The organism is Paenibacillus sp. FSL L8-0333, from assembly GCF_037965665.1.
Taxonomy (GTDB): Bacteria; Bacillota; Bacilli; order Paenibacillales; family Paenibacillaceae; genus Paenibacillus_AQ; species Paenibacillus_AQ odorifer.
In genome coordinates, this window is record NZ_CP150186.1 from 6,349,972 (window position 1) to 6,374,236 (window position 24,265).

General features: G+C 39.2%; 24 protein-coding genes. All 24 read right to left on the minus strand.

All coding sequences use genetic code 11. From position 1 onward, the window contains the following. Window positions 1–54: 54 nt before the first annotated feature. Window positions 55–1,168 (minus strand): peptide chain release factor 2 gene (gene prfB, locus NYE72_RS28365; RefSeq protein WP_139330096.1). Its coding sequence is split into 2 segments (ribosomal slippage): window positions 55–1,095 and window positions 1,097–1,168, totalling 1,113 coding nucleotides; the frame shifts between segments, so codons are not numbered across the junction. A gap of 365 nt (window positions 1,169–1,533) precedes the next feature. Further along, the gene (secA, locus tag NYE72_RS28370) at window positions 1,534–4,041 is read right to left on the minus strand and encodes a preprotein translocase subunit SecA (protein WP_036678509.1); all 2,508 of its coding nucleotides are present in this window, start codon (window positions 4,039–4,041) and stop codon (window positions 1,534–1,536) included. A 269-nt stretch (window positions 4,042–4,310) separates the two neighbouring features. Continuing rightward, the gene (gene raiA, locus NYE72_RS28375) at window positions 4,311–4,859 is read right to left on the minus strand and encodes a ribosome-associated translation inhibitor RaiA (protein ID WP_036678506.1); all 549 of its coding nucleotides are present in this window, start codon (window positions 4,857–4,859) and stop codon (window positions 4,311–4,313) included. Between the two features lie 229 nt (window positions 4,860–5,088). Continuing rightward, entirely contained in the window at window positions 5,089–6,525 is a 1,437-nt protein-coding gene (locus NYE72_RS28380; protein WP_076301431.1) for an S-layer homology domain-containing protein, read from the minus strand. Window positions 6,526–6,842: 317 nt separating this feature from the next. Further along, window positions 6,843–7,040 carry a cold shock domain-containing protein gene (locus NYE72_RS28385; RefSeq protein WP_019915069.1) on the minus strand — a complete coding sequence of 66 codons (198 nt, stop codon included), beginning with the start codon at window positions 7,038–7,040 and terminating at the stop codon, window positions 6,843–6,845. Between the two features lie 235 nt (window positions 7,041–7,275). Then, window positions 7,276–7,611: a hypothetical protein gene (locus NYE72_RS28390; protein WP_076192408.1), complete on the minus strand. Its 336-nt coding sequence runs from the start codon at window positions 7,609–7,611 to the stop codon at window positions 7,276–7,278. Further along, window positions 7,604–7,993 carry a flagellar export chaperone FliS gene (gene fliS / locus NYE72_RS28395; protein ID WP_326047553.1) on the minus strand — a complete coding sequence of 130 codons (390 nt, stop codon included), beginning with the start codon at window positions 7,991–7,993 and terminating at the stop codon, window positions 7,604–7,606. The genes NYE72_RS28390 and fliS overlap by 8 nt, the downstream gene beginning before the upstream one ends. Before the next feature lie 233 nt (window positions 7,994–8,226). Continuing rightward, complete coding sequence (locus NYE72_RS28400) at window positions 8,227–8,571, minus strand: hypothetical protein (protein ID WP_076107026.1); 345 nt, start codon at window positions 8,569–8,571, stop codon at window positions 8,227–8,229. 326 nt (window positions 8,572–8,897) lie between these two features. After that, complete coding sequence (locus tag NYE72_RS28405; RefSeq protein ID WP_326047551.1) at window positions 8,898–9,725, minus strand: NAD(P)-dependent oxidoreductase; 828 nt, start codon at window positions 9,723–9,725, stop codon at window positions 8,898–8,900. Next, window positions 9,722–10,210, minus strand: coding sequence for an acyltransferase (locus tag NYE72_RS28410; protein ID WP_326047550.1), 489 nt, complete (start codon window positions 10,208–10,210; stop codon window positions 9,722–9,724). Before NYE72_RS28410 ends, NYE72_RS28405 begins: the two co-directional genes overlap by 4 nt. Before the next feature lie 11 nt (window positions 10,211–10,221). Then, entirely contained in the window at window positions 10,222–10,752 is a 531-nt protein-coding gene (gene rfbC, locus NYE72_RS28415; RefSeq protein ID WP_326047549.1) for a dTDP-4-dehydrorhamnose 3,5-epimerase, read from the minus strand. Then, window positions 10,749–11,978: a class I SAM-dependent methyltransferase gene (locus tag NYE72_RS28420; RefSeq protein WP_326047548.1), complete on the minus strand. Its 1,230-nt coding sequence runs from the start codon at window positions 11,976–11,978 to the stop codon at window positions 10,749–10,751. Before NYE72_RS28420 ends, rfbC begins: the two co-directional genes overlap by 4 nt. A 23-nt stretch (window positions 11,979–12,001) precedes the next feature. Beyond that, window positions 12,002–13,072 (minus strand): CDP-glucose 4,6-dehydratase, encoded by a 1,071-nt coding sequence (gene rfbG, locus NYE72_RS28425; protein WP_326047547.1) that lies wholly within the window; start codon window positions 13,070–13,072, stop codon window positions 12,002–12,004. 3 nt (window positions 13,073–13,075) lie between these two features. Then, window positions 13,076–13,843 (minus strand): glucose-1-phosphate cytidylyltransferase, encoded by a 768-nt coding sequence (gene rfbF / locus NYE72_RS28430; RefSeq protein ID WP_326047546.1) that lies wholly within the window; start codon window positions 13,841–13,843, stop codon window positions 13,076–13,078. A 2-nt stretch (window positions 13,844–13,845) separates the two neighbouring features. Then, the gene (locus tag NYE72_RS28435; RefSeq protein WP_326047545.1) at window positions 13,846–15,462 is read right to left on the minus strand and encodes a glycosyltransferase; all 1,617 of its coding nucleotides are present in this window, start codon (window positions 15,460–15,462) and stop codon (window positions 13,846–13,848) included. A gap of 171 nt (window positions 15,463–15,633) precedes the next feature. Further along, window positions 15,634–17,139, minus strand: coding sequence for a flagellar filament capping protein FliD (fliD, locus tag NYE72_RS28440; RefSeq protein WP_326047544.1), 1,506 nt, complete (start codon window positions 17,137–17,139; stop codon window positions 15,634–15,636). Between the two features lie 12 nt (window positions 17,140–17,151). Continuing rightward, window positions 17,152–17,544 (minus strand): flagellar protein FlaG, encoded by a 393-nt coding sequence (locus tag NYE72_RS28445; RefSeq protein WP_076107013.1) that lies wholly within the window; start codon window positions 17,542–17,544, stop codon window positions 17,152–17,154. A 79-nt stretch (window positions 17,545–17,623) separates the two neighbouring features. Beyond that, the gene (locus tag NYE72_RS28450) at window positions 17,624–19,501 is read right to left on the minus strand and encodes a glycosyltransferase (protein ID WP_326047543.1); all 1,878 of its coding nucleotides are present in this window, start codon (window positions 19,499–19,501) and stop codon (window positions 17,624–17,626) included. A gap of 126 nt (window positions 19,502–19,627) precedes the next feature. Beyond that, a complete protein-coding gene (gene hag / locus NYE72_RS28455; RefSeq protein WP_326047542.1) occupies window positions 19,628–20,524 on the minus strand; it encodes a flagellin Hag in 897 nt (298 codons plus the stop codon). Window positions 20,525–20,756: 232 nt separating this feature from the next. Then, entirely contained in the window at window positions 20,757–21,653 is an 897-nt protein-coding gene (gene hag, locus NYE72_RS28460; protein ID WP_076107008.1) for a flagellin Hag, read from the minus strand. Between the two features lie 211 nt (window positions 21,654–21,864). After that, a complete protein-coding gene (gene csrA / locus NYE72_RS28465; RefSeq protein WP_076107006.1) occupies window positions 21,865–22,104 on the minus strand; it encodes a carbon storage regulator CsrA in 240 nt (79 codons plus the stop codon). 1 nt (window position 22,105) lies between these two features. Beyond that, window positions 22,106–22,552, minus strand: a complete 447-nt coding sequence (gene fliW / locus NYE72_RS28470; RefSeq protein ID WP_339210945.1) for a flagellar assembly protein FliW — start codon at window positions 22,550–22,552, stop codon at window positions 22,106–22,108. 201 nt (window positions 22,553–22,753) lie between these two features. Beyond that, complete coding sequence (locus NYE72_RS28475) at window positions 22,754–23,320, minus strand: DUF6470 family protein (protein WP_076107002.1); 567 nt, start codon at window positions 23,318–23,320, stop codon at window positions 22,754–22,756. Between the two features lie 15 nt (window positions 23,321–23,335). Next, entirely contained in the window at window positions 23,336–24,253 is a 918-nt protein-coding gene (gene flgL, locus NYE72_RS28480) for a flagellar hook-associated protein FlgL (protein WP_339210947.1), read from the minus strand. Between the last annotated feature and the right edge of the window lie 12 nt (window positions 24,254–24,265).

Here is a 24,265-nt window from a genome sequence, read left to right on the forward strand (position 1 = left end):
GGCCATCCCATCCTAATCCATGAATGGTATCCGTTTCCCCCGAAACTTTCTCTTTTATTCTGCCTCAATCTTGATCTGGCTACGCAGGTAACCATCAATGAATACATCAATATCTCCGTCCATAACAGAACCCACATTCCCCGTTTCCACGGAAGTACGGTGATCCTTAACCATGTTATACGGATGGAATACATAGGAACGGATCTGACTGCCCCAAGCAATATCGGATTGCTCACCGCGAATCTCATCCAAATGCTGTTGCTGCTCTTGCAGTTTGCGCTCATATAGCTTGGAACGCAGCATTTTCATCGCTTGTTCGCGGTTTTTGATCTGTGAACGTTCGTTCTGACAGGTTACCACCACACCCGTAGGTAAGTGAGTAATCCGCACCGCAGAGTCTGTGGTATTGATATGCTGTCCACCGGCGCCGCTCGCCCGATACGTATCGATCTTCAAATCCTCAGTACGAATTTCAACTTCTACATCATCGGCAATTTCCGGAACGACATCACAGGATACAAAAGAGGTATGCCGTCTGCCCGAAGAGTCAAACGGAGAAATCCGTACTAGCCGATGTACACCTTTTTCAGCTTTCAGATATCCGTAGGCGTTGAAGCCTTTAATAAGTAATGTGACGCTCTTGATTCCCGCTTCATCACCCGGTAAGTAGTCCAGCACCTCAACCTTGAATCCACGTTTTTCAGCCCAACGGGTATACATCCGCAGCAGCATCTGGCCCCAGTCTTGGGATTCCGTACCGCCCGCACCCGGATGGAGCTCAAGAATAGCATTCAGCTTGTCATACGGCTGGTTAAGTAGCAATTGCAGCTCGAATTCATCCACTTTGCTACCTAAACTGCTGATCGTCTCCCCAATCTCTGCTGCAAGACCTTCATCGCCCTCTTCATCCGCAAGCTCCGCCATCATCGCAGCATCGTCGTATTCTTGTTGCAGCTTCTCGTATTGATCCACGGACGATTTCACGGCATTCATCTCGCCGATTACGCTCTGTGCCTGCTCTGGATTATCCCAGAAGCCTGGAGCAGCCATTTTTTCTTCAAAGTTCGAGATCATCTCTTGCTTAAGATCTAAGTCAAAGAGACCCCCTAAGGTCAGTTAGTTTCTTGCCTATTTCACGCAGATCCTGCTTTACATTAGCTTCAATCATATGGTCACTTCACCTTTCAAAATAGGTTGTTACGGTCTTCGCTATTGGAAAGTTAGTAATGAGTGAATGTTCAGCCATTCCGAGAAGGATTGGACTTCCGATCGCTGTTGTTTCCAGATTCCTTGAATTGATAACCGCATAGTGGTTGGAATCCCGAAACAAAGGCGAACACTCCGTTTCTCCAGTTCCAAACCTTCTCTCCATTCCACATTCACTCAAGTGCTAAATATCCAAAAAAGCGACTGGGCCGTAAACGGGGGATACCCCCGGGCCCAGCCGCTCTTTATGGTTAGTATACCCATAGAGATCAGGGCTAAAGACTTACATCTTCAACACCTGAATATGAGCGCTACTAAACGTTTGTTTTATGCGTTTTGACCGTGGCAGTTCTTGTACTTCTTGCCGCTTCCGCAAGGGCAAAGATCATTACGACCAGCTGCCGCCTCAACATGTACCGGACGTTTCTCAGCAGGTTCGCTGTTAGTGGAAATTTTATTTTCCTCTACAACGGATTGACGCTCCTGATTTGTCTCGATGTGAGCCTTCATAATATAAGTAGCTACTTCTTCTTGAATCGTAGCCGTCATAGTATTAAACATTTCGAATCCTTCGAATTGATACTCGCGAAGTGGATCTGTACCACCGTAAGCACGCAGGTGAATCCCTTGACGCAATTGATCCATCGCATCGATATGATCCATCCACTTGCTGTCCACGGAGCGCAGCACGATTACCTTCTCGAATTCACGTACCAATTCTGAACCCAGGCGTTCTTCACGAGCAGCATATTTCTCAAGTACACGTTCAAAGATGTACTCAATGATCTCTTCTGCTTCCTTGCCCCACAGAATATCGCGAGTCAAAGCACCTTCTTCAAGCAGCTTGCTGTTTACGTAATCAGCAACTTCTTGCAGCTCCCAGTTCTCAGGAATATCGTCACTGCAGTGTGCGTGAACAATACGTTCAATAACTGGCTTGATCATTTCAAGTACGATATCTTTAATATTTTCAGACTCCAGAATCTCACGGCGTTGTTTATAAATAATTTCACGCTGTTGATTCATCACGTCATCATATTGCAATACGACTTTACGAATATCAAAGTTATTACCTTCAACACGTTTCTGAGCAGATTCCACAGCACGCGTAATCATGCGGCTCTCAATGGGCTGATCTTCCTCAAACCCAAGGCGATCCATCATACTCAAAACGTTGTCAGCGCCGAAACGCTTCATCAATTCATCACCAAGGGACAAGTAGAATTGTGTAGAACCCGGGTCTCCTTGACGACCCGCACGACCACGCAGCTGGTTATCAATCCGGCGCGATTCATGACGCTCTGTACCAATGATATGCAGACCACCAAGATCTGTCACACCTTCGCCCAGAACGATGTCCGTACCACGACCTGCCATGTTGGTAGCAATCGTAACTGTACCAGGCTGACCTGCATGTGTAATGATTTCAGCTTCCGCAGCGTGATGCTTCGCGTTAAGCACTTGGTGTCTAACGCCTTTGCGCTTCAGCATTTCAGATACGAGCTCTGAATTCTCAATCGACACTGTACCCACAAGTACAGGTTGGTTCTTTTTGTGACGTTCTACAATTTCTGCCACTACAGCGTTGAACTTACCGTTCTCACTCTTGTAGACGACATCCGGCATATCTATGCGCTGATTTGGTTTATTCGTAGGGACTTGAAGAACTTCAAGACCATAAATCTTCTTGAACTCTTCTTCCTCAGTTTTAGCTGTACCTGTCATACCGCCCAATTTGCGATACATACGGAAATAGTTCTGGAAAGTAATCGTAGCAAGCGTCATGCTCTCATTCTGTACTTCGATTTCTTCCTTCGCTTCAATCGCTTGGTGCAAACCGTCACTATAACGACGGCCTGACATTAAACGTCCCGTAAATTCATCAACAATAACGACCTCACCCTCGTTAACAACGTAATCTACGTCACGACGCATAATTACGTTTGCTTTCAGGGCTTGGACGATATGGTGATTCAAGGTTACATGACTGTGATCATACAAGTTCTCAATACCAAAAGCACGTTCAGCAGTAGCTACACCTTTTTCAGTCAAGGCTACAGACTTCACTTTGATATCAACTGTGTAGTCTTCTTCAGCTTTAAGCTTTTTCACAAAGCGGTCTGCTGCAAAGTACAATTCAGTAGACTTCTCAGCTTGTCCGGAAATGATAAGAGGTGTACGTGCTTCATCAATAAGAATGGAGTCCACTTCATCAATAATACAGAAATAAAGAGGGCGCTGAACCATTTGTTCTTTATAAAGCACCATGTTGTCACGCAAATAATCGAAACCAAATTCGTTGTTCGTGCCATACGTAATATCGCAGGCGTAAGCATCTTGTTTATCAGCATGGTCCATACCGCTTAGGTTAACCCCAACCGTCATGCCCAGGAAGTTATAGATTTGTGCCATTTGTGCGCTGTCGCGCTGAGCCAAATAGTCATTGACCGTTACTACGTGTACGCCTTTACCAAGCAAAGCATTTAAGTACACTGGCAATGTTCCTACTAGAGTCTTACCTTCACCAGTCTTCATCTCGGAGATTCGGCCTTCATGCAGGGCCATACCACCAATTAACTGTACATCAAAATGCCGCATGCCAAGCGTCCGTTTGGAAGCTTCACGTACGGTTGCAAACGCCTCAGGAAGAATTTCTTCCAAGGTTTCGCCTTTCTCAATACGGGCGCGGAACTCTTCCGTCTTAGCTTTTAAAGCTTCATCGGATAGTGCTACAAATTCCGGCTCCAATCCATTAATTACATCGACTGTCTTCATGAGACGTTTAACGTCACGATCGTTTGTGTCTCCGAATATTTTCTTTACAAGTCCTAGCATGGTTAACCCCTTTCATGCAACACAGATGGTGGAACCGAGCCCATCCTCACAAAATTGAAAGGGCCATTTATAAATTCGATTCCGCTGCTTCATAAATTGTAACAGTTTGTAAGAGATGCCGCAATACAAGGTGTAACAGCCACATTTTTCATATATACGCACAAGAGCCCTATTCGCTATAAGCGAATAGGGGCTCGGTTTAAATTTCCTAGGTTCTGACTAACTCTCGAGGCCCTTTATACTTAGAGCATAACTGGCATCATTGTATCTTAGCCCTGTTCAATCAGTCCATATTTACCATCATCACGTTTGTAAACTACGCTAACTTCCGAGGTGTCGATATTGGAAAACACAAAGAAATTATGTCCTACCATGTTCATTTGCAGAATCGCTTCTTCCACATCCATCGGCTTCATCGTAAAGCGTTTGTTCCTAACCACTTCTAAATCATCATAATCTTGTTCTTCTACAGCAACAGCGGCACTAGCTCCATCCACAAACAGCGTCTTGAGTCCCTCTTGACGGAACTTACGGTTCAGCTTCGTTTTGTGTTTGCGAATTTGGCGTTCCAGCTTGTCCACAACGGCGTCTATGGAAGCATACATGTCATCGCTGCGATCTTCCGCACGAAGCGTCACGCCAGCAAGCGGAATGGTTACTTCCACCGTATGAAGGCCGCGAACTACGCCAAGCGTCACAGACCCTTCAGAGGTAGGGGGTGCTTCGAAATACTTCTCAAGTTTGCTGAGCTTCTTATCAACATACTCTCTCAAAGCGTCGGTCACGTCAATTTGTTGACCTCGAATGGTGAATTGCATGGCCACTCCTCCTTTAGTTACACCTTCATTATACCAAATTGTAAGCGCTAAGTAAAAAGCAATTCCTTACAGCCCTTACATTTAGATAACAAATGTTGTCATAGCGTTCACAAATAAAACAAGTCCGGTAAGAGCAACCAATCGCCCTACCGGACCAAAAGTAAACCTGTCGTTATTATAGTACGGATTCCACTCTTATATTCTCCGAATGAAATCACATAAGGTCAGGCTATTTGGTATGAATTTGAATGATTTCTACAGGAGACCATTGAGAACCCGATCCTGCAATAACATATACCTTATAGGCAGTATTTGCTGCTAAACCAGTTAGGGTCTGTGTACGTTTTACACCAGGAGCAAACGTAAGTGTGTCAGTCCATGGAGCAGCCAGTGCAGTACCGCTACCATTTTGACCTAAAGCAATCTGCGCTGCAGTAGGTGCCTTATCATTTGCTGGCAATACTACATATCTAACTGGGGTTGGAGTGCCACCTGTCACACCATATTTAATATATACATCTGCTGTAACTGTACTAACTTGTCCCGGCTCAAAAAGCGAAATCGAGCTAGCAGTAGCTTGAGCAGTAGTCAACCGAACTGTCGTTACAGTAGACAAGTTACCAGCTGCATCCGCCAGCGTGATATATGTTGCATATTCTGTACCAGGATTCAATCCGTAAACAGAGAATGTAACCGTTGTTTTAGCTACAGTCGCAACACTACCATGGATACCACTTGCAGTCCCGTTACTAATTTGTCCTTTTTCCACCTGCAATGCAGTTGGAGCAGTTACATCAGCATTATAAGGAGCTACAACATAGTATACTGCACCAGTTACGGAAGGTGTCAGGTATACATCCGCTGTGACCGAACCAACATTACCGTAGGTTGCCCCACTTACTGTTGGCGCTGTGCTACTTTCGCCGCCACCGTTACCACCACCAGAACCTCCGCCAGTACTGCCACCTGGAGCAGCAGTTGGGGTTGGTGTAGCTGTTGGTGTCGGAGTAGCCGTTGGAGTTGGTGTAGGTGTTACACCACCACCTGTGCCACTACCAGGATAATAGATAGCTGAAGTATTGATAATACCTACAGCCTCGGCACGTGTTAACGATCTCTTAGGACCAAAGGTTCCATCTGGATAACCGTTAACAATCTTCTTTTCCACTGCGGCTGCTACAGCACCTTTTGCCCATGCTGCAATTTGTGCATTGTCTTTAAATTTGTTCGAAGTTGTATTGGTGCTCAATTTAAGTAATTTTGCAGTAATTACAGCGGCCTCTTCTCTTGTAAGCGGATTATTAGGACGGAACGTATTATCCTCGTATCCTCCGATATATCCAGCTTCCACGGCTTTAGCCACTTCACTGTAATTCCAGTTTGTGCTCTTCATGTCTTTGAAAGTTACTGTTGCTTTAGTTGTAAACCCTAACAGGCGATTTACCATAGTCACATACTCACCACGCGTAATTGCTTTGTTTGGTTTCACCGTTCCATCTGGGTAGCCTCCAAGGTAACCTCTATCTAGCCATTCCTGCAGCTGACCTTGCGCCCAGTGGCCTTGAATATCCTTAGGTACAGTTGCAGCAGATACGCTGCCGAGAGACCCCAATAACATACTAGTACCTAATATTCCGGTCATAAGACCGCGCCACATCTTCTTCATCCTGCTAATCACCCTCCTAATTGTTTTGATAGCTTAGGCTATATTGAATTTCTTCGTGAATGTAGTAACCTAGGCTAACATAGTGTGTGTCGAGGTAAGATAAACAGCTCAACGTATATCTATTACCCACCTTTTGCAGAGTTCTAACATTTTCCATAAAATGAATTTACAAAATAGGCTATTTTCTTTACTAGGATTGGCTATACTAGACACATATGAACGCACAAAAAAAGGATCTTGGAAGATTCCAAGATCCCTGCTAGCGCTGTCTAAATTGCTAACCATCTACTTATATGTAGTTCGGCTTCGCCGGATGATTATAATTTGATTACGTTAGCTGCTTGTGGTCCACGTGCACCTTCAACGATATCGAATTCTACGGATTGACCTTCATCCAATGTCTTGAAACCATCAGTTTGAATCGCGGAAAAGTGTACGAATACGTCGCCACCGTCTGCAGTCTCGATAAAACCATAACCTTTTTCTGCGTTAAACCATTTTACTTTACCTTCCATTGATTAAACATTCCCTTCGTCATCAGATGAACGTGAGTCTTGCTCACAATTCGACTATACCACCGTAACTTCTTTATTGTCAATTGGAAAAGAAAATGTTTACATTCAATAATTTACCACGTAAAATAAACTATTAAATTTTCCATAAACAAGAAATAGATTCGGTACAATGATCAAAAAAAGGAGCAGACGGTATTTAATACCCGTCTACTCCTATAGTGAAACACTGATAAAACTATTTTTTGCGATCCATAAGAAAACTGTCTGGGGTGTAGGCGGCCTCGTAGGCGTTGCGTTGTGTTTTGGCCTGTTCTCTCTGTTGAAGCCACTTAGCTGCCTCACTTTTAAGTTGTTGCATTCTTGCAATTATCATAGGATCGGCTTCCAACAACTCTCGTAACTGATGCTGCTGGTTTACACCGATCGACTGTTTTTTCACATGCTGTTCGAGTTGATCTATCAAATTTTGACGTTGTTCGACGAAATCATTTAATTCTTCATATGAACAATTATCTAGTCTATTAATAATATCTTGAGTAATCTTATTTAACTCTAAGATACAATTATCCATGGGCCTTCTCGTGTGCTGGTGCCAGCTTTGACGCCTCCAACCAAGTTAAGCGGAACTCAGTCAAATACTGTAACGCCTCTTCTGCAGGAACCTTGTCTTTCTTCACATTCGCCTGAATCAACAAATGATTTATATATTCGTATAGATCATACAAACTTTTAGATATGTCATAGGTAGGATCCAGTGTTGACATCAATTCACTAACAATTGTCTGCGCTTTACCCAGGTTAATGTTTGTCTTTTGATAGTCAACTGAATCGATTCCTTCCATACCCGCCCTTACAAATCTAATCGCTCCATCAAATAACATAATCAGTAACTGTGAGGGGGTCGATGTTTTTACCGATGACTGACGGTATTTTTCATAAGGAGAATTTATCATTTGTGTCACCCTTTACTTAAAAGTCCATTTTTAATCCTTTTCATTCTATTACATTAAGTTTATAGGCATTAATAACTACTACCCCGTATTCAATAGTTACGAGGGAACTAGTATTTAGTTTATATATCGGCATTTGATCAATGTTATTGCAGTCTTTTTCCGAATTATCTCAAGAATTTGTTAATACTGGTTAAACCTCGAGTAATGTTTGTACCTTCTCTGTTATATACCTATTATATATCTATTAAAAAATGCTGCTGTGCCCAACAACTTTGTTTAAATTTACATCTAATAGATCCGTCCATTTCTCTATAAACAACCATTCCACTTTCAATGTTCTTTTCATAGACTGATGCACCAATCCCTACTGAAACTCTATCGCCAATTATACAATTACCAACGATTGAGGAATAAGGCAGTAACGATACACCTTTCCCCAGCTTCGGATAGATTCCATTTTGAGCCCCAACCGTACTACCTTGCCCAACGACTAAGAAATCGGAATATTCAGCCTTGCCTAGCACCGTTCCCACAGTGTGAAAGAGCAAAAAAATATTTGGTAAATTCGTATCGTACATACAACTAAATCCATGAAGTGCTTTATTAATATAAAAAATTTTATTAGCTAATGCCGTATTTCCACTTTCTTTCCATACGGTATTCGACAAGAACCAAAGAAAAATAGTGTATTGATCAGAATGCAGATGATTGAGGAATGTAGTACCATTTTTCCTGTAAGACTCCAAAGCTATCTTGGAAAAACAATACTCTGTACGATCTAAGGCAAGATCAAATAGAGAGTTCCCAACTTCTTGAAAATGGACTATTTGTTTGTCTGGAAAAAAATGATTAAGTTGAGATGATGTATACTCTTTAAAGTTATATAAAGGGAGGGATAGTTCTATTAGAATCGCTCCTTTCCATTAACATATTGTTGAATCAAATTCTCCAGTATATCTAAACAATTTTGTGGTACGAAATTAAATTCAGCTTGCACACGACAAATATTCACCGCTGGAAATATTACTGTTTTTGCATTTGATATCAATTCAACTTCACAACCAGTATGATGTGAAATTCCTTCAACCCATTGTTTATTAGTAGTATTAGTACCACTTGCTACATTATACATGCGCTCTTTACCACTGTGTGAGATTTGAATAAGCAACTCTGCTACATCACTTACAGTAATGTAGTCCTTTTCCGAATCTAACGTGGTTTGAAGGACAATCTTCCCATTATTTACAGCATCTTTAATAATAGCGTAGATGAAATTATTGGAAGAAAAATCATTTCCACAGACATTTGATACACGAGCCACTCTCACGTTTGGTCTGCTATCCATGAGACAAAGTGATTCTCCGGTAATTTTTGATAAGTTAAATAAGTCTTCCGCCTGAAACGGATTTACGAGGAGTTGACCCTCTTCTTCACCCATCTCATCGGTGTTTTGATTTACATAGACACGAGTTGAAGATAAATATAGAAATGATTCAAATGTAGCCCTCTCTAATAATTCTGCTAGAAAACTGATATGTGCTCTTATCGTGTCAAACGGGCGTTGGCGAAAATCCGAGGTAACCCCGGCGCAATATATAACATGCCCCAGATGGTCATTGAATAAGCTTAAATCTTCACGACTAGGTGCGTATGCTTCAATCCCGAGTTGTCCTAGTCTGTGCATAACATGGCGTCCGATAAATCCTTTTGCTCCTATAACAGTAGTTTTCATCCTCTCATCCCTACCATTTTCGCCGGATTGCCAACGTTAATCGTATATGGCTTTAACTCACCATTCACCAATGAATTTGCCCCAACCACACATCCCTGTCGCAAGATTGCACCATCCAAGATAACACTATTTGCCCCGATCCATACATCATCTTCTATTACAATACCACCTCGACCTTCCATAAAACGTTGTTCTCTTATCTTCTGGTGACGAGATCGAAACTCATGATTTACGGGTGCTAAAGTACAATTTGCTGCTATGAGGACATCTTGTCCAATTTTAATTCCATTACCTGAATATAAAACACACCCTGAATTTATATAAGTATCTTCACCAATTATGACATCACCAGTACCACCGGTAGGTTTTATCTTAACAAAGGAATCAATCATTACACCCTTTTTAATTACAATTCGAGTGCCTCGTAGAGAAGGTTCAATATCTGCAAATTTTGAAATTGTAGCATGTTCAGATATAAAAAGCATTTCGATCACTCCTACAAATTCCAATTCGGATAGTTTCTATCTTTATCATTCATAATATAGTTTGTTAATGGCCAACGAATTCCAAAAGTAGGATCGTCCCAGCGTACACCAGTTGCACAATCAGGATGATAGAATTCCGACATTTGGTAGAAGACCTCTGTATTATCCTCTAATGTTTGAAATCCATGCGCGAAACCCTCTGGTACATACAGCATTCGACCATTATTTTCATTCAATTCAATAGCGTACCATCTAAGATATGTATCTGATGTTTGGCACAAGTCTATGATAACATCATAAATAGCACCTCTTGTACATCGTATCAATTTAGTCTCTTCGAAAGGCTTGACCTGATAATGCATACCTCTTACAGTGCCTCGTCTATGATTAAAAGAAACATTACATTGAAGAAAATCATCTTTCAAATCATGTTTTATAAATTCCTCTTTACAAAATGTTCTCGCAAAGAAGCCCCGTTCATCTTGATGAGGCTCAATTTCAATTAAATAAGCACCTTTTAATGGCGTTTCTAAAAACTTCATGAAATCACCACCACTTCAGGGACGGGAATAATCCATTTACCTCCCCATTCACGGATAAAGGAAGTCTGCTCTATAATCTCTTCTTTTAAATTCCATGGCAGAATAAATACATAATCTGGTTTTGTCTGTTTCAACAGATCGGTAGAATATATAGGAATTCTTGAACCAGGTAGAAAGGTCCCTTGCTTATATGGACTACGATCAACTGTATAGTCTAAATAATCACGATCGATACCACAATAATTAATTAACGTATTTCCTTTAGCCGGCGCTCCGTATCCCACAATCGTATTCCCTTGTTCCTTAAGGTCTAATAGAAAGCTCAAAATCGTTCTTTTTAATTCGACTGCCTTTGTATGAAACCCCTTGTACATCTCAATATTTGTCATACCAAACAATAATTCTTTTTCTAACAATTCATTAATAGCTGAACTTGCTGAAATATCTTTGTTTTCTAAATGGCATGCATATATCCGTATAGAACCGCCATGAGTCTCCAACTGTTCAACATCATAAATCGAAAGATTATGCTCAGCAAACAGTCGGCAAACTGTTGTAAAAGAAAAATAAGAATAATGTTCGTGATAAATTGTATCAAACTGATTATGTTCTATTAGTTGTAGTAAATGGGGGAATTCCATAGTTATAGTCCCGTAAGGCTTCAAAAGAATTTTCATACCTTCCACAAAATCATTGAGGTCAGGAACATGGGCAAGTACATTATTACCTAGTAAGAGATCTGCCATCTTCCCCTCACTCTTTAAGGATCTAGCTAATACAGTTCCAAAAAAGTTCACCGAAGTGTCTATCCCTTTTTCAATTGCAGATTTTGCAACATTCGCTGCGGGTTCAATTCCCAACACAGAAATACCCTTTTCTTTGAAATACTGCAGCAAATAACCATCGTTACTGGCGATTTCAACTACATTTGTGTTACTTGTATAATGAAATCGATCTACCATATGTTCAACATATTTGCGACAATGCTCTAACCAACTATCCGAATAACTGCTGAAATATGCATATTCACTAAATATATGTTCTGGAGACTCAAAATCCTCTACCTGAACCAAATAACAATTTTCACAGACATAGGTTCTTAATGGATACATATACTCCATTTGGCTTACAGACTTTACATAGGAATTCGCCAAAGGGGAAATCCCCAAATCAAGAAATACGGTATTAAGTTTTGTACCACAAAAACGACATATTCCGTTCGACATTCATTCATATCCCCTTGTTGTGATTAAAGTCTAGAAGCATTAATGTTTTCATATTGGCATATTTGTCTTAACGTTAAATCGCTAAGCCTGTTACTCATATAGTCGGAATACCATTCCATTGTCCATTCAATTGATTGGTGAATGGGCAACATAATATTCCAATCTAGCAACTTTGCAGCCTTATCACTATTTAGTACTAGTGTTGTAGCTTCATAAGGCTGCGTGTTGGATTCATACACCACATTCAATCGATTCTCTAAATGCTTGTTGCATTCTTCAATTAACTGAGCAACCGATAAAATTGAAGATTCACCTGGTCCAAAATTCCAAGCTCCTATATACTTTGCACCTGACTCCCACATACTTTGAGCCAACAGTAAATATCCATTCAAACAATCTAATACATGCTGCCAAGGTCGAATTGCTTGAGGATATCTAATATTTAAAGGTTGTTTATTGATAATAGATCGAATGATATCCGGAATTATCCGATCATTTGCCCAATCCCCTCCCCCTATTACATTCCCTGCTCTTGCAGAAGATAGAAATTTACCACTATTCGAGTAAAACGATCTTTCATAGGCAGAAGTAACAATCTCTGAACAAGCCTTACTGGCACTATAGGCATCAGAACCTCCAACAGGATCATTTTCCATAAAGCCCTGTATTGAGTTATTAGTGTTCTCATAGCATTTATCTGTAGTTACGTTGATGACAACTTTTACAGATTCAGTATGCCTAGCTATTTCTAACAAGTTTACCGTCCCCATAACATTAATAGAGAAAGTTGCAACTGGATCAATATATGACTCTCTGACTAAAGGCTGAGCCGCAAGATGAAAGATGATCTCGGGTCGAACCTTTTGAATGTAAGACTGCAGGCGTTGGAAATCCAGGATGTCAGCATAAGTAGAGTCCATGTTTTTTGAAACTTGAGCAATTCCATATAAATGTGGTTCACTCACTGGTAATGGGCTACTATATCCATATACATCAGCTCCCAAATGCTGAAGCCATAATGATAACCAACTGCCCTTGAAGCCTGTATGTCCTGTAATAAGCACTTTTTTAGAGACCCAAAAATCAGTATTCATAGATCACCATACCTTCCAAGGAGCGGTTCCAGTGTTCCACATTTCTTCTAACTTGTTCTTATCCCTAAGAGTATCCATCGGTTGCCAGAATCCCTCATGCATAAAGGCAGACAGTTCTCCTGATTTGGCCAATTTCTCCATTGGTTCTTCTTCCCACGTTGTATTATCACCACTAATTAAGTCAAAAACCCCCGGTTCAAGAACAAAAAATCCACCGTTAATCCAGTTTCCATCCCCCATCGGCTTTTCCTGAAATCCAATGATTTCATTTTTATAAAACTCAAACGCTCCAAACCTTCCAGGAGGCCGAACCGCTGTTACGGTTGCAAGATGATTTTTGTGCTTATGATAGTCTACAAGTTCTAATATATTTACGTCAGACAATCCGTCTCCATATGTAAAACAGAAAGCTTCATCACCAACGTATTGTTGAACTTTTTTCAACCTTCCTCCAGTTAAGGTGTGTTCACCTGTATCAACTAATGTTACTTTCCAAGATTCCGAGTTATTTTTATGGATTTGCATTTCATTAGTTCTGAAATCGAATGTAACATCTGATGTATGCATATAATAATTTGCGAAAAATTCTTTTATTAGATACCCTTTATAACCCAGACATATGATAAATTCATTAATTCCGTAGCTTGAATATACTTTCATAATATGCCAAAGCATTGGAGATCCACCAATCTCCACCATTGGTTTGGGCTTCAATACTGTCTCTTCACTCAATCGTGTGCCTAACCCACCAGCCAAAATAACTGCCTTCACTGTCAAACATCCTTTCTAAGGATAATCTCCAACTCCACCTCAGAGGAATTGTTTTTAGCTGTGACTTCATAGTAAGAGATCGTGAGACCAGAATTTTGAAGTATAACAACATCCTTGTTCATAACAACCTCATCAAATTCTGGGTAACTCAGACTCAAAGCTAATTGTCCACTTTGATTAAGCAGCGAACTTAATTCTCCAATGATCTGTGGCGACCTATTAAGATGTTCTGATTCGTATTCAAACACAATATAATCAAATTTCATTCCTATTAATTTTTTATGAAGATAATCAATCTCTCCTTCAAAAAAATTATCTGAGACTGTTCTGATGTCTTTTGTATATTTCTTATCAATACAGTAATTAGTGATATGAGTACTTCGTATTCCCTTGTCCTTCAACATGTTTTTTAGTTGTAATGGATTACTACCACACTTTGTATTTATACCTAGAATTGAAGCATGAGTACTAGATAATTTAACTGATATTTCATTAAGAAGACGGGTATTAAACGCAGTATCTATCCATGAGTCCAAGTTATACTTGGCTCTAAAAATATCCCTGCTTATACCTAATGAATTATTATTAGTTTGATCTTCCCGCACCGTAACTGAGCCAAAGTGATAAGTGAACGTATCTCTACAATAGATTAGTTTATACCCTGCTCTTCGAATACGGAAACTAATATCATCATCAGCAAACTCTCCATAATAAAATCGAGGATCAAAATAATCAATTTGTTTAAGTAGCTCTGTTCTCACCATTAAAACACATGGAAGTAACCTTACTCGTTCTTCCCATTTACGTGGATCAGAATGATTGTAGCGCTCTGCAAATTCGATCATTTCCTCGAGGTTATTATAGTCACCATTAATTTGCTGCATATTACTTATCATGCTAGCACCAGGAGATACATACCCAATCTTCTCATCCGACTCTATACATAATAATAAATTTTCTAACCAACGAGGAGTAAAAATAAAATCATTACAAACACAAGCTGTATATTTACCAACTGCTACTCTCATTCCTTCGTTAAATCCATTGGTAGGTCCAACGTTGTTTATAAGATGAAGAGGTTTTGCAAAGTGTAATGAATCAAAATATTCTTTGGTCCCATCTATAGAACCGTTGTTTACAAGAATTAACTCATAATTTATATTTTCAGTATATTTCAATATACTTTCCACACATAATTTTGTATAACTTAACTTGTTATACGCTAGAACAACAATACTCACAAGGGGATGCTCAGTCAGTAATCCTTGTTGTCTATTTTCATTCATAAATTGATCGATTATATTAATAATATCAACATCTTTTGCTACACTTAGTGCTTTTTCGAAATAATAATTTGATTGTATTAAATTGTTACGTAACTTATATATATATCCGAGATTAAAGAGCAAATCTATATATTCTGAATCAATCAGTAATCCCTCTTGCAAATATGCTTCAGCCTCTTGCAAGTTATTTTCCGCTACAGCAATAGCAGCCTTAATAGTAAGAACCTCAACACATTCAACCCCGTCAATTGTTTCTTCAAACTCTGCTACTAATCTTTTAGCACCATCGAGGTTGCCCGTCTCAATAAATCCCTGTACTTGCTGTTTCCACATACCTTATTTTTCTCCATTCGTTAACTTGATATTTTAAGGTGTTTAAGGTGTGAAATAACCCAAAAATATACAAGGCAGCCCAGAGGTTAGGCTTAAACGATATCCGGATAACATCGTCCTGCTAACATCAGGTCTGCCCAGTTTAATTAATAATAGATTGCATCGGTTATATTACCCTGATATAAAATTAGTCAAGCTTGTTGATTGTGCATTATACTTACTCATTGCTTGTTCCATGGCAGCATACTGTTTATAGTATCTTGTCTCTAGATCGTTCATACGTTGAGTCATATCATCAATCCGTTTATTATAATTCTTCAACATATCTCCCATAATACTATTTGTTTTAAACACATCTGTAACACTCGTTGAAAATTTAGATGTACCAACTTTGTCAACTAGCTTTTGAAGCTGTCCATCAATTTTAGTGGAAATTTGTGAGAATATACCTTTTTGCTCACCCGAACCTTGAAATAACTGAGTAACAAAGGTAGGATTGTTCTCCAATATTTTATTCAGGTCATCTTCACTTTTAAGAACTAATTTACCGCCTTCGAAATACTGACCAGTATCGATTCCCATTTTACTAAGGTCACCCAAATTTGCAGAAATAATCTCACGCATACTTGCGACCGTTGCCGCCAGAATTGTATCGTTTTTAAGAAGACCACTTTTAGCCTTTGCATCCCAGTTTTTGATATCATCCTCTGACATTTCTTTTCTTTGTTCATCCGTTAGAGGAGGGAAGTCTCTATAAGTTTTCTCACTAGTTTTTTTATTCATCAATTCAATTAACTCATTGTAGTCATTTATAAATGATTTAATTGATTCAATTGCTTTGGTAGGTTCCACCTGAACTGATATTTTAGATGAAGTCGCTTCAGTTGAAGTACTTAGAAGCGAGATGCTTATTCCGTTAATACTAGTTTTATTACCATTGAATTCCACTTTTTGAAAGGAAGCTTCACCTTCAGATTTAACATGTATAATTCCTTTTTTTCCATCAGTTATACTTAATGTATCCGTAGGTGCTGCATTGAACAAACTCAATAAATTCCCACCTACAGCACCAATCTGTTTGTCACCATATTCTTTTGCAGAGAGAATCAATTTACCTGTCAGTTCATCAAAACTTGCAACTACATTCGCTTTTTTTTCACCTGCATCAGCATTAATTCTCGATAAAACCTGAGATATTGAATAATCCTTGTTAAGGATAAATTCAGCATCACCAATTGTTAATGTATAATTGCCTTGTGCATCGGCATTACTTGTTCCTCCTGGCAAGGCACTTAACAGAGTACTTGATTTATACCCGTTGGCATAACTACCTGTTATACCTGTAGTAGTGATCGTAGTACGCGTGGAAAGCTGTTCTACATACAGTTCCATAGGAACAGGTGTTGCATCTGCATTCGCCTTCGCACTGATAGCAGTACTATTTCCAGTTAATACTGCTTTTTGAGGATTCATCTCTTCGCCCTTATTATATTTAGCTAATTTATTTATTTTGAAATCCACCAGTTTGCTATTGATCTCACGATAACTTTCTCTCTGCCATTCAAAGGTTTGCTTCTGCTGTTTAAGCTTATCCAGTGGAGCCCTTTTGGCCGTCATAATCTCCTTAACAATTGAATCAATATCCATACCGGATCCAAATCCAAAAACCCGCATCATTAAACCTCCTCTTTATACTTTTTCATCTACTAATATCCCAGCGATCTCCATCATCTTAGCCACTAAATCCAGCGTTTTTTCTGGAGGTATCTCACGTATAAGTTGACCTGTTTCCTTGTTAATTACCTTCACCATAATAGCATGTGTTTTTTCATGAACACTGATTTCTAAGGATGTGGAGGGTCCCTCCAGTGCTTTAACAGCCCTATCTATATTACGTATCAGTTGCTCTTGTCCTACCGGAATCTGAACCCCCTGCTTCTCCAGAACAGATAGTTTCTCTCCACTCTTCACTGCGTTTACTAATCTAGTGTCCTGGTTTTGAATATTACGTTCACTAACCTGGCGCTGATCAATAACAGAATTATCATATTTGTTACTGGTCAAGGAAAATTGCAGATTCATAGAACAACCTCCGATGCATATTTATATTATTTTTATCGGTTAAATATTCAAAATATTAAGAGTACATCAATACGAGAATTTAAATCACCCACAAAGATCTAGGAAATTTAATCTTAATGCTATCTATCGTTCTAGACATGCCAACACGATCGTTCATTTTTTCATATAATCTATAACATCTTTCATAAGAACTGTAATCTGGCGCTAACTCTAAAAGCTTGGAATAAAAAAGCTGGGCATCCTCCATATAGTTGCAGGAAAGACACAAATCTCCTAATAGTCGTATAATCTCTACATTATTAGGATTTTTTTTAAATAGCTTAACAAAAAGATCAATAGCAACCTCATTGAAGCCATAAGATATCAAGAGACTGTAGCTATTAATTTTACTCTTCAAAGAAGTCTCCGCAATATATTCTAATAGGGTCTGCAAACACTCATATTCCTGAAGTTTAAGTAAATGAGAGGCAATATCCCCGAGAATTTTTTCTGTATAAGAAGTCATTTTATTAGATGAAATCATTTCTTTTCTTATTATTTTTCTAAAGAGTTTTTCTTCCTTTTCACTGAAGTTTAGATGAGGCTTAGCCAGATTAAATAATTCCTCATTATCTAATACAAACGACAGTAAAAGAATGTCTACTGCATTTTCTTGCTGTATATCATCCATACCCAACCACATATCTTTAGCTTTAATATATTTCTTGTCATATTGCATTGCCGAAGCTGCAACATACGGTTGAGCAGTAATGCTATACATTGATATGAATCTATTCAATAAAGGATGTCGCAACCCATACAGAACATCTAGTAAAAGCTGTAAATCATTAATATTCGATATGTTGTACAGCTGTGTAATGTTCTGGTACACATCGTCTAGTGGTATATTAGATTTAGTCACAATCTCAAAGTACTTACTCAATCCAGGCGCAAAAGTCTTTTTCTCCTGAAGAACCTCTACTATATATTTATAACTTTCATCTAATTGATTTTGATCTTCATATAGTTCTGCTAATACGAATCGACTCATGTAGCCCCCGGTTCCTTCTGTAACATTCGCACCAAGGTCTACGCCAAACTCTAAACATGATTTAAGAGTTATTTCAGCATCTTTAATGTAACCTGCATTCATGAATATTTTACCGTGCATATAGTGCATATCTGTCTCAAGTGGATAAACTTTCACTGCATCATTTAAAATTCTCAAGCTATCATCATATTGATTGAGTTCACCTAAGCAATAACACAGTTTAGTAATAAGCTCAGGTAAAAACAAACGTCCAGAACTTAGTGGATAAGCTCTCTGAAAATATTCAATTGCTTTTGCATTTTCATTAATAGATAAATAAGTTTTTCCCATATTATACAAGTTGTACGCCCCAGGGTTTTCCTCAACTTCTTGTAACATAAGGGGTAAATTCCGTTTTGTTTTTTCCTTTTCTTGCATAATTTCATCAGTGTAACCAGTATGATGAATAATCACTTCTCCATATTGGCTTTTATAATTCGTTTCAGCATCCAATACGTTTAAATGTTCATGTAGACGGTTATTGTAGTGTAATCCTCTGTTGTTTGCAAAGAGTCGTACCGCAGTATGAGTAAAAGCTCTGCCATAGGAAACATCATTATATATTTTCAATAAAAAATAGTCATAATCAGGCTTTATATCTTTCTGCAAATCTGCATCTGACTCCAGGTACTCGTCTGCATCTAGTACCAAAATATATTCTGAAGTAGCATATTTTAATGATTCATTTCGAGCAGCTGCAAAATCATCAACCCATTTAAAATGGTGAATCTTCGTAGTATATTCTTCTGCTATTAATAGAGTTCCATCCGTTGACCCGGTATCAACAATTACGATCTCTGAAACTTTATCTTTTACACTCTCAAGACATCTTTTCAAATATTTTTCTTCATTCTTTACAATCATGCATAAAGTAATTGTCTTATCCATATCATTATCCTCTCAAACTCGTAAATTCTGTTATCTTATATATCGGCCTTGTCATAATTAAACATTAGAATAATAGAAAAAAGGGACCCCATATGGAGTCCCTTTTTTCTATTATTCTGACTACTATTAACGAAGCAATTGAAGAACTGCTTGAGGTTGTTGATTAGCTTGAGCCAACATCGCTTGAGCGGCTTGGGCAAGAATATTGTTCTTAGTTTGATTCATCATTTCTTTAGCCATGTCTACGTCACGAATACGAGATTCAGCTGCGGATAAATTCTCAGAAGTTGTTCCTAAGTTATTAATTGTGTGATCCAAACGGTTTTGATATGCGCCCAATTTAGAACGTTCGCCAGAAACAGTCTCAATTGCGGTGTTGATAACAGTGATTGCAGCATCTGCAGCTGTTTGTGTAGAAATATCAATACCATCTACTGTAGTTGCTCCATTACCTGCGACTGCTGAACTATTGGCTGCTGCTGCTCCACTCACCTTAAGTGTCGTAGCATCCATTGCCTTAATGGACAAACTAATATTTTGACCTTTATTGGCACCAATGTGGAATGTAAGATCGGCTGCACTTGTTACACCTGAACCTGTAGCTGCAGAACCGTCTAGCAATTTTTTGGTGTTAAATTCAGTTGTATTAGAAATACGGGTAATTTCTTTAGCTAGTTCATTTACTTCTTTTTGAAGTTCTCCACGGTCTGAAGCGGTATTAGTATCATTTGCAGACTGAACAGCCAATTCACGCATACGTTGTAGAATGCTGTGTGTTTCATTCAGTGCGCCTTCAGCCGTTTGAATCAAAGAGATTCCATCTTGTGCGTTTTTAGTAGCCATATCCAAACCACGAATTTGACCACGCATTTTTTCGGAAATTGCCAAGCCTGCAGCATCGTCCCCTGCACGGTTGATACGCAAACCGGAAGATAGTTTCTCAACGGATTTGTTTGTGTTGGCAGTATTTACACCTAGTTGACGGTGAGTGTTCATTGCTGCAATATTGTGATTGATAATCATAATCTTATTTCCTCCCTGAAATTAAATGATTCCACATCCTTGTGGTTATGTTATTCCTTCAAGGTCGGCCGCCCTTCAGGAATAACACTACTACTATTATCGACACATGATGTTACATAGTTTATAGTGACTCAAATATTTCCCTATAATTCAATGAAATCTAATATTTTGAAAAATCACATTTCAAAAAAAGGGAAGAGCTTATATAAAGCCCTTCCCTTCAGTTCAAATATTAACGAAGCAATTGAAGCACGGCTTGCGGTTGTTGATTAGCTTGAGCCAACATCGCTTGAGCTGCTTGCGCTAGGATGTTGTTCTTAGTTTGGTTCATCATCTCTTTAGCCATGTCCACATCACGAATACGTGATTCAGCTGCGGAAAGGTTCTCGGAAGTTGTTCCCAAGTTATTAATCGTGTGATCCAAACGGTTTTGGTATGCCCCTAATTTGGAACGTTCACCTGATACTGTTTCAATTGCAGTGTTGATAACAGTAATTGCATCATTAGCAGCTGTTTGTGTAGAAATATCAATACCATCGCTAGCTAATGCGCCTGCTGTCGAGTTAGTCGCAGCGTTACTTGCTCCACCACCAGCTACTTTTAATGTGAAAGCATCCATAGCATTAATGCTCAAGGAGATATTTTGACCCTTGTTTGCTCCAATATGGAATGTAAGATTCAACCCATCAGTATTTGTACCACCAGTACTAGCAGAACCATCCAACAATTTTTTAGTGTTAAATTCTGTTGTATTAGCGATACGTGTGATTTCTTTCGCTAATTCATTTACTTCTTTTTGAAGTTCGCCACGGTCTGAAGCTGTGTTAGTATCATTCGCAGATTGAACTGACAATTCACGCATACGTTGCAGAATGCTATGAGTCTCATTCAAGGCGCCTTCTGCTGTTTGAATTAATGAGATTCCATCTTGTGCATTCTTAGTAGCCATATCCAAACCGCGAATTTGACCGCGCATTTTTTCGGAAATCGCCAAGCCTGCAGCGTCATCGCCTGCACGGTTAATACGCAAACCGGAAGATAGTTTCTCAACGGATTTGTTTGTGTTGGCAGTATTTACACCTAGTTGACGGTGAGTGTTCATTGCTGCAATATTGTGGTTGATAATCATAATAAATTTCCTCCCTGAAAATAAGTTAATCCACATCCTTGTGGTAATGTTGAACCCTTAAGGTCGGCCGCCCTACCCGTTCAGCATCTACAACTTATATCGACTTGAAGTCACCTATAGTTTAGAGTATTTTAATTTTTTTCGAACTTATTTCTCACAAATCAAAAAACCTGAGTCTGCAATTTGCAGCTCAGGTATACTCGATCACATATTAGTGACTATTCGCTTTACGTAACCGATCCATCAATGCGTTCAAATCAGATTGGACAGGAGCAGCAGATTCCCGGTTAGCTTCCTGAATGGACAGATATATCTCTTTCCGAAAAATATCCACATGCTTAGGTGCGGAGATACCTACCCTTACTGTATCTCCTTCTACACTTAAGATAGTCAGCTCAATTTGATCTTGAATGATGATAGACTCTCCTTTTTTACGAGAAAGTACAAGCATATTAGTCTCCACCCTTTCCATCTTCAACAGATTTCTCTGATAATAAGGTATGCTTGGTGAGATAGGATGATTTGTGAAGAACAACCTGCTTGCCCTTTCGATTACCAGGATTAAGCACAATTGGGGCCAATAAATTAATAGTAGACTTATCAACTTGATCCTTCAATGTAATAATACAACGAACAATAATATCAGATTGGATTTCCAGTTCCTCAGTCTCATCATCAGGTAGTTCAAATTCGTAAGATGGATAAAAGGCAAAGGGATCTCCAAGCAAAAATGATAACTCCTTTTCTTTCATAGATTGCAAATACCAGAAAGGAGTATCATCCATAGCAATCAATGCAAAATCAGTTTCTTCATCAAAACCGGGGATTCCTTTATTGAAATGATATACCTGTTCTTCAGTTACTTCAAGTTTACCCCAAGACAGTGTTTCTATAATCAAAATTACCCACTCCTTTAACAAAAATCAACTTCCCCCGAAGACGAACAGTTTAATCTCAATTGCTCTGTTAACATTTCTTGTAGCAATATTCTTTCACCTACCTAGCATGAAAAAACTAACTTTTTCAAAAAATTCTATTATAGTAAAGACAACAGACCGTCTTCCAAAGACGGTCTGTCCAAGTTGCTACGGCATCTCATATTACATCTGAGCATCCACTTCTGGAGGAATAAATCTCAAAGATGCATATTGCTGCATATAGATATCCAGTTTACCACGAGTATATTCTATTTCCGGACGATGAATGTTTACCTGAATATTTACCTTGCTAGGCGAAAATTCAATTTGAGGTGCTCTAGTTTTCACACGCACATCGACATTGTCAAAGGATGCCGGACCACGCATTTCAGGAAACGAGTTGGGTTCAGTATCAGTACCATACACTTCAGCAATTGAGTTACCAGGTTTAAAAAATTCTGCCATTTGATTACCCTGTTCTACTTTCCTTGCGATTCCTTGAAGATATAGTTGCTGGATACCAGAATAAATTCGTTTATTCATTTCGAGCATATTACCACCATTATATGCCGCCCAAGCTCGAGATTGATCAATAGAAAGCTCAGGTTTAAACGTTTGGATATCCCATTTCCCCGCTGTTGTAGATATATTAACTTCCGCTTTAGGCTGAGTAATAGAAAAAGCACCCAAGTCTGCATCAATACCAATAACTGCGGGAGTCTGACGAATTTGCAATATCGGCTGCAGCAACGAGAAGCACCTCCGTTATCTTATAAAATCCACCAAAGTTGTAGATATAATCTTTGCACCTACTGACAAAGAGGCATTGTATATATTCTCTTGGATTTTCGACTGCATAATCAATCCCTCGTAATCTGCATCCTCTGTCTTAGCTTGCAGTTCCGTCAGATTGACATTCAAGTCACTTAAGCGCTCCTGCATGAGTTCCACTCGATTGGTTTTGGCACCAATTTCAGAACGGGCCGTCAAGATGGTTTCCATACGCGTGTCGATGTTATCTAATTGACCCGATATGGCTCCAAGATCACCAGCCTTTAATCCCGCAGAAATACTATTAATGATTGTATACAGATTATCTGAATCTCCCGTATTACCGAATACATCATTACCGGTCATACTAATCGGCATACGTACACCTTCACCGACAATAAATTGAATCTGCCCAGGATCCGTAGTAACCGGCTTAGACACATCATAGGTACCATCTGCACCTTTGGCAAAATCATAAGGTTTGGTGGAGTATTGCTCACCATTAAATATATATTTACCGTTCAGTGTACTGTTAGCGATATCCACAAGCTGCTCTTTTAGCTGCATCACTTCTTCATTAATACTATCAAGCGCGGACTGCGGATTAGTCCCTGTCGCAGCCTGTACGGACAGTTCGCGAATCTTTTGAACAACATCTCCGGCCTGTCCTAGAACTGTATCATTGTAATCAAGCCATGAAAGTGCGCTATCTACATTCTTAGTATATTGTTCATTAGAGGAAAGCTCCGCACGGTAGCGCAGGGAATACGTGATCCCTACCGGATCATCGGAGGGCTTGTTGATCTTGCGTCCGCTGGAAAGCTGTAGCTGTGTATCGTTCATCGTACGTGCATTACGGTTTAAGTTAAGCAGAAGCTGTGAATTCATCATGTTAGAGGTTACTCTCAACATACGCTATATCTC

Coding starts and splice junctions, on each gene's coding strand:
- secA (WP_036678509.1), bottom strand. CDS start 4,041: ATGCTAGGACTTGTAAAGAAAATATTCGGAGACACAAACGATCGTGAC.
- raiA (WP_036678506.1), bottom strand. CDS start 4,859: ATGCAATTCACCATTCGAGGTCAACAAATTGACGTGACCGACGCTTTG.
- NYE72_RS28380 (WP_076301431.1), bottom strand. CDS start 6,525: ATGAAGAAGATGTGGCGCGGTCTTATGACCGGAATATTAGGTACTAGT.
- NYE72_RS28385 (WP_019915069.1), bottom strand. CDS start 7,040: ATGGAAGGTAAAGTAAAATGGTTTAACGCAGAAAAAGGTTATGGTTTT.
- NYE72_RS28390 (WP_076192408.1), bottom strand. CDS start 7,611: ATGGATAATTGTATCTTAGAGTTAAATAAGATTACTCAAGATATTATT.
- fliS (WP_326047553.1), bottom strand. CDS start 7,993: ATGATAAATTCTCCTTATGAAAAATACCGTCAGTCATCGGTAAAAACA.
- NYE72_RS28400 (WP_076107026.1), bottom strand. CDS start 8,571: ATGTACGATACGAATTTACCAAATATTTTTTTGCTCTTTCACACTGTG.
- NYE72_RS28405 (WP_326047551.1), bottom strand. CDS start 9,725: ATGAAAACTACTGTTATAGGAGCAAAAGGATTTATCGGACGCCATGTT.
- NYE72_RS28410 (WP_326047550.1), bottom strand. CDS start 10,210: ATGCTTTTTATATCTGAACATGCTACAATTTCAAAATTTGCAGATATT.
- rfbC (WP_326047549.1), bottom strand. CDS start 10,752: ATGAAGTTTTTAGAAACGCCATTAAAAGGTGCTTATTTAATTGAAATT.
- NYE72_RS28420 (WP_326047548.1), bottom strand. CDS start 11,978: ATGTCGAACGGAATATGTCGTTTTTGTGGTACAAAACTTAATACCGTA.
- rfbG (WP_326047547.1), bottom strand. CDS start 13,072: ATGAATACTGATTTTTGGGTCTCTAAAAAAGTGCTTATTACAGGACAT.
- NYE72_RS28435 (WP_326047545.1), bottom strand. CDS start 15,462: ATGTGGAAACAGCAAGTACAGGGATTTATTGAGACGGGCAACCTCGAT.
- fliD (WP_326047544.1), bottom strand. CDS start 17,139: ATGATGCGGGTTTTTGGATTTGGATCCGGTATGGATATTGATTCAATT.
- NYE72_RS28445 (WP_076107013.1), bottom strand. CDS start 17,544: ATGAATCTGCAATTTTCCTTGACCAGTAACAAATATGATAATTCTGTT.
- NYE72_RS28450 (WP_326047543.1), bottom strand. CDS start 19,501: ATGGATAAGACAATTACTTTATGCATGATTGTAAAGAATGAAGAAAAA.
- hag (WP_326047542.1), bottom strand. CDS start 20,524: ATGATTATCAATCACAATATTGCAGCAATGAACACTCACCGTCAACTA.
- hag (WP_076107008.1), bottom strand. CDS start 21,653: ATGATTATCAACCACAATATTGCAGCAATGAACACTCACCGTCAACTA.
- csrA (WP_076107006.1), bottom strand. CDS start 22,104: ATGCTTGTACTTTCTCGTAAAAAAGGAGAGTCTATCATCATTCAAGAT.
- flgL (WP_339210947.1), bottom strand. CDS start 24,253: ATGTTGAGAGTAACCTCTAACATGATGAATTCACAGCTTCTGCTTAAC.